Genomic DNA, 12,825 nt, shown 5'->3' with positions numbered 1-12,825 from the left:
GACCAGCCATGTCCGATTGTTGTCCAAAAACTTCCGCTAAAACCAAACGGGTTTGCCCGGAGTGCGGATCGACTTGCATCAAAGTCGGCATGGCGACGCTGTACCATCAGGTCCGGTTCCCGGAAAACCAGCATATCGCGGTCGGTGACTATTATTTCTGTTCCTCGACACAATGTCCGGTCGCCTATTTTTCCGTCGCGGGCGAAACCGTTCCGAAACAACGTTTAAGAACCTACCAGGAGATGCAAAATGGCAAACTTTGTTATTGTTTCGATATCGATGCCGAACAATACCTGTCCGCATTGAGGGCTAATCGGGGCGCTCAGATCAAAGACTTCGTCGTACGACGAACTCAATTGGGCGATTGCGCTTGCGACATCCGAAATCCTTCGGGCCAATGCTGTTTAGCCCGCTTCAAACGCTTGGAAAATGCGTGAAATCATATTTTCCCGCAATTTATCATTTATCGAATAATCAAACCTAACTGTTAAATCATTAGCGAGAAATCCATGGCCGGTTGTTGTGATAATCATTGTTCTTTAGAGCGCATGCGCGAACGCCAGCGCGGCACCTTGCAAATCGTCCTGGCCATCAATGCGGCGATGTTCTTCGTCATCGCCGGCGCTGCTTTGTACGGCAATTCGACGTCCCTGTTGGCAGACAGCCTCGACAATCTGGGCGATGCGTTGACCTATGGACTAAGCCTTTATGCGGTGACGAGGGAGGCGACCGTCAAGGCCAAGGTCGCCTTGTTCAAAGGCTTGCTGATCGGATTGGCTGGCGTCGCAGTTATCGCCCAGATTATCTACAAGCTCTATGTTCCCAGTGTGCCCATCTTCGAAGTGATGGGAGGGTTCAGCCTGCTCGGTTTGCTGGCCAACGGCGTTTGTCTTTTCCTGCTTTGGCGGCATCGCCACGAAGACGTCAATATGAGTTCGGTTTGGGAGTGCTCGCGCAACGACATCGCGGCCAATCTGTCGGTTTTCGTGGCGGCCGGCGCCGTTTGGTTTACCGGTTCAGGTTGGCCCGACATTGCGGTGGCAATCGGTTTGGTATTGCTGTTGATCCGCTCTTCGGCCCGCGTCATTTCTTCGGCTGTCGAAGAACTGCGCCGATAATCGGTTATTCATGAAGCAGAAGTCATTCCGAAGCATCGGCAACAACATATGTGGCGCCAAAGGCCCTTATAAGATTACTTTTCCGTCACTCAGGACCGAAATGCCAAATTTTTTAGCCGAAGGATTGCAATACGCCGCTCATCATCGCAGGGCCTTTTTAGACGCTCATCAGAGAGCTCTCTGAACGGCCGGGAAACAAAATATTGAACACGCTCGACGCCTTTGCCTCTCACAAGATCCCGCAAGATAAATGGGGAACGAAGAAATATTCGTCGTTACTTCGGAAAACGGCTTTTTTGCGTTTTTTGGATAAGTATCTACCAATCTACGAATAACGATCATTTTTCCGCCATGCGGGTGATGAGTTGTCCCAATGTTACCAATGCCTCGTCCACCCGTTCGTCCCAATCGCAGGCACAACTCAGGCGAATGAAGTGACGGTATTTTTGCGTCGCCGAAAAAATCGGCCCCGGCGCTATGCTGATGCCTAAGGCCAAGGCCTGTTGGGTCAATGCTATCGCATCGACCTCGGCGGGCAGTTCCAGCCACAGCACGAAGCCGCCGGCAGGCTGCGTGACTCGCGTGCCGGCCGGAAAACTGGCGGCCACCGCCGCCGTCATGCGTTCGACGGCTTGCAGATAGCGGCTTCTTGCCTGGCGCAGATGGCGGTCGTAGCCGCCATGTCGCAAGAATTCGGCGACCGCCAGTTGCGGCAGGGTCGGTGTCGCCAGATTGGTCACATATTTCAGGTATTCAATTTTTTCCAGCAAGGCCGGGCCGGGGGCGGTCCAACCGATGCGTAACCCAGGCGACAACGATTTCGAGAAGGACGAACAATACACGACGCGATCTTCGTTATCGACGCTTTTGACCGGCGTCGGCCGTTGCAGGCTGAACCCTAAATCGCCGTAAATGTCGTCCTCGATCACCAGGATGCGTTGGCGGTTCGCCAGCTCGATCAACTGGCGTTTACGTTGGTCGGACATGCAGTAACCCAGTGGATTACTGTAGTTGGGCACGACGATACAGGCCTTGATCGGCCATTGTTCGCAGGCCAGCTGCAGGGCGTCCAGGGCAATGCCCTCGCGCGGATGGGTCGGAATTTCGATGGTCTTCAATCCCAGGGATTCGATAATTTGCAACAGTCCGTAAAAGGTCGGCGATTCGATCGCAACGATATCGCCGGGAACGGTGACGGCCCGTAGCGCCAGCGTGATCGCCTCCTGACAGCCACTGGTAATGATGATTTCGTTGGGGTTGATCGGGCAACCGTTTTCCGACATGCGCTTGGCGATCTGGCGTCTCAGTTCCGGCGCGCCGGGCGGAAATTCGTAACCGGTTATACGGTTGCGGTAACGCCTGGAACATGCGGCGAGCATATGTTCGATTTTTTGCGTCGGCAGGAAGGAGGGGGATGGCACCGCAGCGCCCAACTGAATGAATCGTGGGTTGTTGGCGGCCTTGACCAGGTGCAGGACGAGTTCTTGCCCGGTGACTCGAGACGGTTCGCCGGAGGGGGCGGACAATGCCGGTTCTTGCAAATGCGAACGGGTGCGGGGGCGCACATAGTAGCCCGATCGTTGCCGGGCTTCGATATGACCGTGATCTTCCAGATGACGCAAAGCCGATACGGCCGTGGCCGTGCTGATTTGATGGCTCTGGCTCAGTTGTCGGACGCTGGGTAAACGTTCACCCGGACGGTAAACCCCTTGCTCGATCGCTTTGAGCAGGTGTTCGGCAATGTTTTCGTAGAGTAACGTCATCGTTTTTCCGGTACAGATCGGCAGGTTGACTAGCGATACAGTGCAGTAATGACGGCAACTGTATCGGTATTTTTATTGAATGTTGCATCTGTAATGCTGACGGCATCTTAGTTTAAAGTAATGCACTCGATCAAGGAGTAAATTATGGCTACGAAAACACCGCTTTATATTATCGATGCGTTCAGCGACAGGCCTTTCGGCGGCAATCCGGCGGCGGTTTGCTTGCTGGAGGCGTATCGGGACGAACGCTGGATGCAGAATGTCGCCGCCGAAATGAATCTCTCGGAAACCGCGTTTCTACGCCCTGTTAGCGTCAATCTCTGGGCGCTGCGCTGGTTTACGCCGACCGTCGAAGTCGACCTCTGCGGCCACGCGACCCTGGCGGCGGCGCATGTGCTGCGTAGCGAGTGCGGCGTGACGGCAAATGACGTGACATTCCGTACCCGCAGCGGCGATCTGACGGCGCATTGCGAGGGCGAGGCGATCTGTCTCGATTTTCCGAAGGTTTCGGCGGAGCCGGCCGAGCCGATGCCCGAATTTTGCGAGGCGATCGGGGCGGAAATCGTTGCCGCGTTGCGCAGCCGCGACGATTTGATTCTGGTGCTGCCCGACGCCGAGACGGTTGAACGACTGGCGCCGGATCACGGCAAAATACGCCACTTGGCGCCGCGCGGCGTCGTTGTGACGGCGCAGGCGGAAGAAGGCGCCGACTGGGATTTCGTGTCGCGCTTTTTCGCCCCCCAATCGGGCATTTCGGAAGATCCGGTCACCGGCTCCGCGCACTGCTATCTTGGACCTTATTGGGGCGAGATACTAAACAAAACGCAATTGTCCGGCTATCAGGCTTCTGCGAGAGGCGGCGCGGTCGGCGTCAAACTCGCGGGCGACCGGGTCATGTTGCAAGGCCGGGCGACGACGGTGCTCAAAGGGGAATTACATGCTTGAACAGGCGCTTTGTTGGTTGAATGGCAGGATAATGCCGTTGGCGGAAGCCGCCATTCCGGTCAACGATCACGGCTTGCTTTACGGCGACGGCGTTTTCGAAGGCATTCGCTTTTATCGCCGGCGGGCATTTCGTCTGCGGCGGCATTTGCAACGGCTGGAGCTTTCGGCGCGCGCGATCGATTTACAAATCCCCTATAGCCGAACTGAACTGACCGTCGCCGTCGAACGAATGATCACGGCCAGCAACCACGATTCCGGCTACATTCGGTTAATGGTGACGCGCGGGGCAGGCCTGTTGGGCCTGAATCCGCAAGGCTGCGGGACTCCGAACGTGATTATCGTCGCCGATCAACTCGATCTGGTTGGGCAACAAAGCCGGGAACGGGGCGCGCGATTGATCGTTTCATCGGTGAGAAGACTGGCGGCCGATGGATTGGACCCGAGAATCAAGAGCCTTAACTATCTGAACCACATCTTGGCCAAGATAGAGGCCAATCATGCCGGTGCCGATGAAACGGTATTGTTGAACGCCCAGGGGCGCGTCGCCGAGGGGACGGCCGACAACATCTTCATCGTGCGCGGCGGCACATTGATGACCCCGCCCTGTAGCGAAGGCGCCTTGGAAGGCATCACCCGCGAGCTGATCCTGGCGTCGGCGGAAGAGCTGGGGATTCCGCACCAAATTACGCCGCTAGGCGTTTACGACCTGTACGCCGCCGACGAATGTTTCTTGACCGGCACCGGCGCGGAAATGATCCCGGTGGCAAGCATCGGCAACCGGCGGGTCGGCCAGTGCCCGGGGCCCCTTTTTGAACGTTTGCAGCGAGGGTTCCACGAAGCGATCGCGGCGGAATGCGGAGGAATAGTGCCATGAAAATGATCGATTATTTCTACTTACAACACCGTTACAGCGCATGGGTGAACGAACGCTTGTACGCGGTCTGCCATAAGATGTCGGATCGGGAACGAAAACGGGACTTGGGCGCCTTTTTCCATTCGCTGCACGGCACGCTGAACCACCTGCTGCTGGTCGATCGTTTATGGCTGTACCGGCTAACCGGCCAACCCGTTTCTTACCTGACATTGGACCAGAAACTTTACGCCGATTTCGCTAACCTGCACGCAGCGCAGCGAACCACCGATACCGAATTGGGCGAGTTTCTGCGTGGACTGGACGAGGAAATCCTGGAACGTCGAATCGGTTATGTCAGCTTGTCGACGGGACAAGAAAAGTCGTTGCCGGTCCAAACGATGCTGACCACGCTGTTCATGCACAAAATCCATCATCGCGGCCAGGTCAGCGCGCTGATCAGCCAACTGGGCTATGATTACGGCGGCATCGATTTCATCTGCGCGCCATTCGTTTCATGAGGTTATCGATGGACAAGAAAATAAACTGGCAATACGAAGAATTCCAGCAAGTCGGCAAAGATTACGGCCGGCCCGAGGAAGTGGCGGTATACGACGACAGCCATGCCGAGTTTCGCGAGGTCGACGCGGAAAACCAAGCGATTCTGGACGAACTGGAGCTTCGGGCCGGCGCTGTGCTGGTCGACTTAGGTTGCGGTACGGGCGCCTTCGCCGTGCAGGCCGCTCCTTATTGCCGGCACGTGCATGCGGTCGACGTTTCTGAGGCGATGTTAATGTATGCCAGGGACAAGGCGAAGCATGCCGGGGTGACGAATATCGCTTTCCACCACGCCGGTTTCTTGACTTATTTGCATGAAGAAGCGGCCGTCGACGCCATCGTGACGACTTTCGCCCTGCATCATCTGCCCGACTTCTGGAAAGGCATTGCATTGCAGCGCATGCACCGTTTGCTGAAACCGGGAGGAAAGCTCTTCCTGCGCGATGTGGTCATTCCGGAGCATAACGCGTTGCAACACATAGCCGGTTTCATCGCCAAACAGGCCGAGGCCGGCGGGGATTTCCTGCGCGAAGACGCCGAGGCGCATTTTCGCGAGGAGTATTCGACCTACGATTGGATCATGGACGGCCTGCTGTTTAGAGCCGGATTTACCATCGACACGAAATGTATTCAAGAGGGTGTGTTGGCTACGTACAAATGCACACGGAAGCGATAGCCTGTTATAGTAATGTAGCCATGTTCGGTGATTATTTCCCCAAATTGGAATTCGGGGTTAATAACCGAGGTATTGGCCGCGTGCCTGGTTTTATGCCGTAAAAGCTTCAGTCACCTGTTTACCCAAACGATCAAAACTCTTCCAGAACCACCTTGCCGCAGGCTTGTTCGCTTTCGATGAAAGCATGGGCGCGTTTCAGGTTGCTGGCGTTGATCTTGCCGAAATGCTCGCTCATCGTGGTACGGATGATCCCGGCATCGACCAGTTCGGCGACTTCCGTCAACAGCTCATGTTGCCTGATCATATCGGCTGTCGCGTACAGTGAACGGGTGTACATGAATTCCCAATGCAAGGAAATGCTTTTTTGTTTGAGCAGGCCGATGTCCAGGCGCTCTGGGTCGTCGATCAGTCCCAGTTTGCCTTGCGGTGCCAGTATATGGGCGATGTCCTCGAAGTGATTGTCGGTATGCGTCAGGCTGGCGACATGACTGACGGAATTGATGCCGATGCTTTTCAGTTGGGTCGGCAACGATTGGCTGTGATCGATGACATGGTTCGCGCCCAGTGACGTCACCCAATCCCGGGTTTGTTGGCGAGAAGCGGTGCCGATGACACTAGCCCCGGTCAGACGATGTGCCAGTTGAGTCAAAATCGAACCGACGCCGCCGGCGGCGCCGATGATCAATAATTGCGAGTCATTTTTCTTATTATTCCTGGCGATGGCCAGGCGGTCGAACAGCAATTCCCAGGCGGTAATCGTGGTCAGCGGCAGGGCGGCGGCCTCGGCGAAACTCAGCGAACGGGGCTTTTTCGCGGCGATGCGCTCGTCGACCAAATGCAATTCGGCGTTACAGCCCGGGCGGTCGATGGCGCCGGCGTACCAGACTTCATCGCCCGGTCGGAACAGCGTGACTTCGTTACCGATCGCCTTGACGACGCCGCAGGCGTCCCAACCTAAAATTTTGACCTCGCCGGCAGCGGGGAGGTAGCGCTTGCGAATCTTGGTATCGACCGGATTGACCGCTATAGCTTTGATTTCCACCAATAAGTCCCTGGGGCCGGGCACGGGCTCGGGAAGTTCGAGATCAAGCAGGGCGTCATTTTCCTGTATGGCCAAAGATTGCTTGTAACCGACTGCTTTCATAATGGACCAAAACCTCTCTTGGTTTATGTGAGTGCCGAATTTCGTAGGCGCAGAAAACGCAGATAATCTCCGTCCGGGATTCGCTCCAGTTGTGTTGTGGAGCGACGATAAATATACGCCCATGCGGAAAGCATGTCACCTCGAATGGTGTGGACAGTGACAATTTTACGCTGATATTCATGTGGCTTCGGGAATTTGTTCGAGCATTCTTCGTAGTCATCCAACAGGGCGAACAACCTTTTCCGATCATTGATTCGGTATAATTCACCCTTAACGCGATGGCTGGGGTTAAACGATTCGATCGCACCGGGGTAACCCGCTATGTCGAATAGACACCCCTGCATATAGGCGTCCCGATACCATTCGCCATACAATTTTAATGGACGATGCAGGGGGTGACCCACTTTTTGCCGCAGCGTTCCATAAACAAAGAGCAATTCGTTGAGCATGTTTCTGAATGAAAGAGAAAAAGCAAATACATTATGCCGGCTATTTTATCGTGATTAAGCCATACAATTACTGTTAAATTTGGGGAAAACTGCTATTGTTACGGCACTATGACCATTCAATACATTAATACGACCGAAAAGCTGGACGCATTGTGCCGGCAAATCGCCAAGGAACCGTGGATCGCAATGGACACGGAATTTTTACGGGAAAAAACCTATTATCCCCAGTTTTGCCTGTTGCAAATTGCCACGCCTGATTGGGTCGCTTGCGTCGACCCCCTGGCCTTGCCCGATTTAGGCAAGTTGTTCGACGTGATTTATCGCCCCGACATCATCAAGGTATTGCATTCCAGTCGCCAGGACCTGGAAATCCTTTATCAATTGACCGGCAAGGTGCCGGGACCGATTTTCGATACCCAAATAGCGGCGCCGTTGTTGGGATTCCAGGAAAACCCCGGCTATGCGATGCTGGTGTCCAGTTTTTTGAATATCAACCTCAGCAAGGCCCACACCCGCACCGATTGGACTGTCAGGCCCTTAAGCGAGGCGCAGATCCAATACGCGGCGGACGATGTCATTTATTTGTGCAAGATCTATCAGATCATGTGCGAGCAACTGGAGAAGCTAGGCCGTTTGCATTGGCTGGATAACGATTTCAAGCAGCTTAACGATACCGAGCTTTATCAGATCTCGCCGGCCAATGCCTGGTTGAAGATCAAAGGCAAGAACAAACTGACCGGACGGCAGTTGTCGATCGTGCAGGCCTTGAGCGAGTGGCGGGAAAGCACGGCACAATCGGTCAACAAACCCCGTAATTGGTTGGTCCGCGACGACATGCTGTTGGAACTGGCCAAGCTGCAACCGGCCAATGTGGCCGAATTGGCCAAAGTGCGCGGTATCAATGAAAGGTTGGTCAATCGCTATGGCCGGGTGATCTGCGATTTGATCAACCAAGCCAAGCAACGTCCGCCGATCCCTTTGCATGAAAAGGGCAGGCCGCCGAAGAAAACCCAGCAGCAGGAGGCCGTTCTGGATGTTTTGACCGCGGTGGTGCGCATCCGGGCGGAGGAGAATTCGTTGAATCCGATCGTGTTGGCGACGCGCAAGGATCTGGAGAAGCTGATCTTCGGTGAGAACGATGTCCCCTTGCTGCACGGATGGCGTTACACGATGGTCGGCGAGGAACTGCAATGCTTGCTCGATGGCTGTTGTTCATTGAATTTGAGTAAGGAAAACGTCGTTATCAATAAATCGTAGCTTGAGGGCATAAACGGCCTTCCCGACGTGCCCTGTCCATTGCCACGGCCGGCTTTCATTCAACGTATTCCGAAACTGGCGGGCAGGTGCATTGCAGGTGGCGGTCGCCGTAAACATTGTCGATGCGTCCGACCGGCGGCCAATACTTATCCACGCTCTGATGAGGTCCGGGGAAAAAGGCTTGCGTTTTGGAGTAAGGCAGTTTCCACTCGCCCAATAATAAGCAGTGGCAATGCGGCGCATTATGCAGGACGTTATTGGCTGGATCGGACTGGCCGTTTTCGATGGCCGCAATTTCCTTTCTGATTTCGATCAAGGCGTCGCAGAAGCGGTCGATCTCGGCCTGGCTTTCGCTTTCGGTCGGTTCGATCATCATCGTGTCGGCCACGGGGAACGATACGGTGGGAGCGTGGAAGCCGTAATCGATCAGGCGTTTGGCGATGTCCTCGACGGTCACGTTGCACGATTGCTTGAACGCCCGACAGTCGATGATGCATTCGTGGGCGACATGATTGTTCTTGCCGGTGTAGAGAATCGGATAATGCGGCGCCAATCGCTTGGCGATGTAATTGGCGTTCAATATCGCGGTCAACGTGGCTTGCTTCAAGCCTTGCGCGCCCATCATCGCGATATAGGCCCAGGAGATGGTCAGGATGCTGGCCGAACCCCAGGGCGCCGCGGAGACGGCACCGACCGTGCCGGCGGGGGTTTGATGCGGATTGACGCCTTTTATTAGAGGATGGTCGGGCAGATAGGGCGCCAGATGCATTCCGACGCCGATCGGCCCGACACCGGGGCCGCCGCCACCGTGCGGAATGCTGAAGGTCTTGTGCAGATTGAGGTGGGCGACGTCGGCGCCGATCTTGCCGGGCCGGCTCAGGCCGACTAAGGCGTTGAAGTTGGCGCCGTCCAGATAGACCTGGCCGCCGTGTTGATGGACGATGTCGCAGATGTCGCGGAACGCTTCCTCGAACACCCCGTGCGTGGACGGATAGGTGATCATCAGCGCCGCCAGTCGGTCGTGATAATCGGCGGCCTTTTTCTTTAAATCGGCCACGCTGACATTGCCGTTGTCGTCGCAAGCCAAGACCACCACCTTCAGACCAGCCATCACCGCGCTGGCCGGATTGGTGCCGTGGGCGGAAGCGGGAATCAGGCAGATATCGCGTTGACCTTCGCCGCGTACTTCGTGATATTTTCGAATGACCAGCAATCCGGTGTATTCGCCTTGCGATCCGGCGTTGGGTTGAAAAGAGAAGGCGTCGAAGCCGGTCAGGTCGCACAGCATGTCTTCGAGTTCCTCGAACAATTGTTGATAACCCAGCGTTTGATGCAGCGGCGCGAAAGGATGCAGGCCGTTGAATTGATGGTAGGACAGCGCCTGCATCTCGGTGGCGGCATTCAGTTTCATCGTGCACGAGCCGAGCGGGATCATGCTGCGGTCCAGGGCGATATCCTTGCGCGCCAGTCTGCGCATGTAGCGCATCATTTCGGTTTCCGAATGGTATTGCTCGAACACCGGATGCTGCAGGATAGCGTCCTTCCGCAACAACGCATCGGGAATGCATTCCTCCAGACTGTGATCGATCGAGTTGATTTCCGGTTGTTCGCCGCTCGGGCCGGAGAAGACCCGCCATACCGCGCGAATGACATCGCGGTTGGTGGTTTCGTCCAGCGCAATGCCGAGGTGATCGGGGTCGATGATGCGCAGGTTGATTTCCGCTTCCTGGGCCTTGTTGGCGATACGCTTGGCCTTGCCCGGCGTATGCACGACGAAGGTGTCGAAAAAATGGTGCGTTTGTACCGCGTACCCCAGCCGCTCGAGGCCCTTGGCCAGAATTTGGGCGTAGCGATGCACCCTCCCGGCGATCAACGATAGCCCGCTTGGACCGTGATAGATGGCGTAGAAACCGGCGATCACGGCCAATAGCACCTGCGAGGTGCAAATATTGCTGGTGGCCTTGTCGCGGCGGATGTGCTGTTCGCGCGTCTGCAGCGCCATGCGCAGGGCATATTGACCGTGACTGTCCTTGGAGACCCCGATGATGCGGCCGGGCGTGCTGCGTTTGAAGGCGTCGCGGGTGGCGAAAAACGCCGCGTGCGGTCCGCCGTAACCCATCGGCACGCCGAAACGCTGGGAGTTGCCGACCACGATATCGGCGCCGAATTCGCCCGGAGATTTCAGAACGACCAGGCTGAGCAGGTCGGCGGCGACCGTGACCAGCGCCGCTTTGTCGTGGGCGATGCGGACGGCGTCGCCGATGTCGTGAATCTCGCCTTGACTGTTGGGGTATTGCAGCAATAGCGCGAAAAAATCCTGTTTGTCCAATTGCCGATAAGGATCGCCGATGACGATATCATAGCCGAAAGATCGGGCCCGGGTTTGCATGACGGCGATCGTTTGCGGATGGCATTCGTGATCGATAAAGACCTGGTTCGAGGCGCTTTTCGACAAGCGCCGCGACATCGCCATCGCTTCGGCGGCGGCGGTGGCTTCGTCCAGCAGCGAAGCATTGGCCAGTTCCATGCCGGTCAGGTCGCAAACCATTTGCTGAAAATTCAGCAGGGCTTCCAAGCGTCCCTGGCTGACCTCGGCTTGGTAGGGGGTATAGGCGGTATACCAGCCGGGGTTTTCCAATACATTGCGTTTGATCACGGCTGGCATGATGGTGTCGTAATACCCCAAACCGATCAGCGAAGTGTAAACCTTGTTGCGGTTGCGCATTTTGCGCAGATAGTTGATGACGGCCCGCTCGCTAATGGTGTCGGTCAGCTTCAACGCGTCTTTGTTGAGGATGTTGTCGGGGATCGCCTGACCGATCAGGTCTTCCAGTTTATCCAAGCCCAATGCTTCCAACATCGCCTGCTGTTGTCGCGGGTTAGGGCCGATATGGCGTCGGATGAAATTACCGCGCATTTCAAGTTGATTCAGGCTCGGGCGGGACATAGACATGATTATCCTCGATAATAGCGATGGGGCACGAATGGCAGCGGAGTCGCTCGGAGCGTGATTTTACGATTCCTGATCCGGGCGTAAAATGTTTGCTCCCGGCAGCGGCTATCGACTAATGCCAGGGCGATCGGTTGTTTCAGGGTCGGAGAAAAGCCGCCGCTGGTGGTGACGCCGACTTCATTTCCATCGGCATCGAACAGTCGGCAGTGTTCCCTAACCGGAATTTTGCCCTCGACCAGCAAACCGATTCTTTTTCTGCCGGCCCCATGTTGCAATTGTCGCTGTATGATTTCACTGCCTGAAAACGTATGCGTGTTTTTGCTGATCAGCCAACCTAGCCCGGCTTCGACCGGGCTAATGTCCTCGTTGAGTTCATGGCCATAAAGGCTCAAACCGGCTTCCATGCGTAAGGTGTCTCGAGCGCCCAAGCCAATAGGCTTCACGGGGGCAAACGACAAAAGTAATTCGGCCAGAGGGCGGGCATCCGTATGGGCGACGGAAATTTCGAAGCCGTCCTCGCCGGTATAGCCGCTGCGGCTGATGATGCAATCGATGTTGCCGAGTCGGTCGGGACGGATCTGCATGAATTTTAGATGGCCGGCCTCGGGCGCCAACAGCTGGATGACTTCAATCGCGGCCGGACCTTGCAAAGCGAACAAGGATCTTTCGCTGGCGATATAGCAGCGTTCGCCGAAATGATCGGTCAATAGCGTGAAGTCCTTGTCCTTGCAGGCGGCGTTGACGACCAGCATATAGCTTTCCTCCAGCCGGCTGATGATGATGTCGTCGATGATGCCGCCCTCGGTATTGGTCAACACCGTGTAACACTGGTCGCCGATCTCCAACTTCCTGGCCACGGCAGGAGTCAAGGCTTCCAGTTGTTCGGCGACGTTGTCCCCGCTGATGAAGCATTGTCCCATGTGGGAAATATCGAAAAAGCCGGCCTGCTCGCGGCAATGCAGATGTTCGGCGATGATGCCGCCGGGATATTGCTGCGGCATCGCGTAACCGGCGAAGGGAACCATCCGGGCCTGCAAAGCCAGATGGAGATCGTATAAGGCGGTGCGTTTGAGATCGGACACTGGACTCGATCGGTTGCTGGGTGACAACTA

12 protein-coding genes are annotated in these 12,825 nt (G+C 55.9%); 7 read left to right on the top strand and 5 right to left on the bottom strand.

Going from position 1 to position 12,825, the window contains the following annotated elements; genetic code table 11:
• Positions 1-8 precede the first annotated feature (8 nt).
• On the top strand, positions 9-437 hold the full coding sequence (locus tag EP25_RS0103905; protein WP_084190949.1) for a putative iron-sulfur cluster-binding metallochaperone: 429 nt from the start codon (positions 9-11) through the stop codon (positions 435-437).
• Positions 438-509: 72 nt separating this feature from the next.
• The gene (locus tag EP25_RS0103900) at positions 510-1,118 is read left to right on the top strand and encodes a cation transporter (protein WP_031432686.1); all 609 of its coding nucleotides are present in this window, start codon (positions 510-512) and stop codon (positions 1,116-1,118) included.
• Positions 1,119-1,456: 338 nt separating this feature from the next.
• Here the strand turns inward: EP25_RS0103900 and EP25_RS0103895 are convergent, their stop codons facing one another.
• A complete protein-coding gene (locus EP25_RS0103895) occupies positions 1,457-2,881 on the bottom strand; it encodes an aminotransferase-like domain-containing protein (protein ID WP_031432685.1) in 1,425 nt (474 codons plus the stop codon).
• A gap of 144 nt (positions 2,882-3,025) precedes the next feature.
• Between EP25_RS0103895 and EP25_RS0103890 the strand changes: the two genes are divergently transcribed.
• Genes EP25_RS0103890 through EP25_RS0103875 form a run of 4 tightly spaced genes read left to right on the top strand, consistent with a single transcriptional unit; the run spans position 3,026 to position 5,910 of the window.
• Entirely contained in the window at positions 3,026-3,826 is an 801-nt protein-coding gene (locus EP25_RS0103890; protein ID WP_031432684.1) for a PhzF family phenazine biosynthesis protein, read from the top strand.
• Positions 3,819-4,700 carry a branched-chain-amino-acid transaminase gene (gene ilvE, locus EP25_RS0103885; RefSeq protein ID WP_031432683.1) on the top strand — a complete coding sequence of 294 codons (882 nt, stop codon included), beginning with the start codon at positions 3,819-3,821 and terminating at the stop codon, positions 4,698-4,700. The genes EP25_RS0103890 and ilvE overlap by 8 nt, the downstream gene beginning before the upstream one ends.
• Positions 4,697-5,197 (top strand): DinB family protein, encoded by a 501-nt coding sequence (locus EP25_RS0103880; protein ID WP_031432682.1) that lies wholly within the window; start codon positions 4,697-4,699, stop codon positions 5,195-5,197. Before ilvE ends, EP25_RS0103880 begins: the two co-directional genes overlap by 4 nt.
• 8 nt (positions 5,198-5,205) lie before the next feature.
• The gene (locus EP25_RS0103875; protein WP_031432681.1) at positions 5,206-5,910 is read left to right on the top strand and encodes a class I SAM-dependent methyltransferase; all 705 of its coding nucleotides are present in this window, start codon (positions 5,206-5,208) and stop codon (positions 5,908-5,910) included.
• A gap of 130 nt (positions 5,911-6,040) precedes the next feature.
• Here EP25_RS0103875 and EP25_RS0103870 read toward each other — a convergent pair whose 3' ends face one another.
• Together EP25_RS0103870 and EP25_RS0103865 are read right to left on the bottom strand one after the other, a co-directional pair.
• Positions 6,041-7,054: a zinc-binding alcohol dehydrogenase family protein gene (locus EP25_RS0103870; protein WP_031432680.1), complete on the bottom strand. Its 1,014-nt coding sequence runs from the start codon at positions 7,052-7,054 to the stop codon at positions 6,041-6,043.
• 23 nt (positions 7,055-7,077) lie between these two features.
• Positions 7,078-7,503 carry a gamma-glutamylcyclotransferase family protein gene (locus EP25_RS0103865; RefSeq protein WP_036300208.1) on the bottom strand — a complete coding sequence of 142 codons (426 nt, stop codon included), beginning with the start codon at positions 7,501-7,503 and terminating at the stop codon, positions 7,078-7,080.
• Between the two features lie 108 nt (positions 7,504-7,611).
• On the opposite strand from EP25_RS0103865, the gene rnd reads away from it, so the two are divergent.
• Positions 7,612-8,760, top strand: a complete 1,149-nt coding sequence (rnd, locus tag EP25_RS0103860) for a ribonuclease D (RefSeq protein WP_031432678.1) — start codon at positions 7,612-7,614, stop codon at positions 8,758-8,760.
• 55 nt (positions 8,761-8,815) lie between these two features.
• Here the strand turns inward: rnd and gcvP are convergent, their stop codons facing one another.
• Together gcvP and gcvT are read right to left on the bottom strand one after the other, a co-directional pair.
• A complete protein-coding gene (gene gcvP, locus EP25_RS0103855) occupies positions 8,816-11,713 on the bottom strand; it encodes an aminomethyl-transferring glycine dehydrogenase (protein WP_031432677.1) in 2,898 nt (965 codons plus the stop codon).
• Positions 11,714-11,715: 2 nt separating this feature from the next.
• The gene (gcvT, locus tag EP25_RS0103850) at positions 11,716-12,795 is read right to left on the bottom strand and encodes a glycine cleavage system aminomethyltransferase GcvT (protein WP_031432676.1); all 1,080 of its coding nucleotides are present in this window, start codon (positions 12,793-12,795) and stop codon (positions 11,716-11,718) included.
• Positions 12,796-12,825 lie beyond the last annotated feature (30 nt).

This window comes from Methylomarinum vadi, assembly GCF_000733935.1.
GTDB lineage: Bacteria > Pseudomonadota > Gammaproteobacteria > Methylococcales > Methylomonadaceae > Methylomarinum > Methylomarinum vadi.
This window is presented reverse-complemented; position numbering and strand designations above follow the sequence as displayed.

What these genes read in the sequence shown, in the direction of transcription:
- EP25_RS0103905 (WP_084190949.1), top strand. Translation starts at nt 9, where the DNA reads ATGTCCGATTGTTGTCCAAAAACTTCCGCTAAAACCAAACGGGTTTGC.
- EP25_RS0103900 (WP_031432686.1), top strand. Translation starts at nt 510, where the DNA reads ATGGCCGGTTGTTGTGATAATCATTGTTCTTTAGAGCGCATGCGCGAA.
- EP25_RS0103895 (WP_031432685.1), bottom strand. Translation starts at nt 2,881, where the DNA reads ATGACGTTACTCTACGAAAACATTGCCGAACACCTGCTCAAAGCGATC.
- EP25_RS0103890 (WP_031432684.1), top strand. Translation starts at nt 3,026, where the DNA reads ATGGCTACGAAAACACCGCTTTATATTATCGATGCGTTCAGCGACAGG.
- ilvE (WP_031432683.1), top strand. Translation starts at nt 3,819, where the DNA reads ATGCTTGAACAGGCGCTTTGTTGGTTGAATGGCAGGATAATGCCGTTG.
- EP25_RS0103880 (WP_031432682.1), top strand. Translation starts at nt 4,697, where the DNA reads ATGAAAATGATCGATTATTTCTACTTACAACACCGTTACAGCGCATGG.
- EP25_RS0103875 (WP_031432681.1), top strand. Translation starts at nt 5,206, where the DNA reads ATGGACAAGAAAATAAACTGGCAATACGAAGAATTCCAGCAAGTCGGC.
- EP25_RS0103870 (WP_031432680.1), bottom strand. Translation starts at nt 7,054, where the DNA reads ATGAAAGCAGTCGGTTACAAGCAATCTTTGGCCATACAGGAAAATGAC.
- EP25_RS0103865 (WP_036300208.1), bottom strand. Translation starts at nt 7,503, where the DNA reads ATGCTCAACGAATTGCTCTTTGTTTATGGAACGCTGCGGCAAAAAGTG.
- rnd (WP_031432678.1), top strand. Translation starts at nt 7,612, where the DNA reads ATGACCATTCAATACATTAATACGACCGAAAAGCTGGACGCATTGTGC.
- gcvP (WP_031432677.1), bottom strand. Translation starts at nt 11,713, where the DNA reads ATGTCTATGTCCCGCCCGAGCCTGAATCAACTTGAAATGCGCGGTAAT.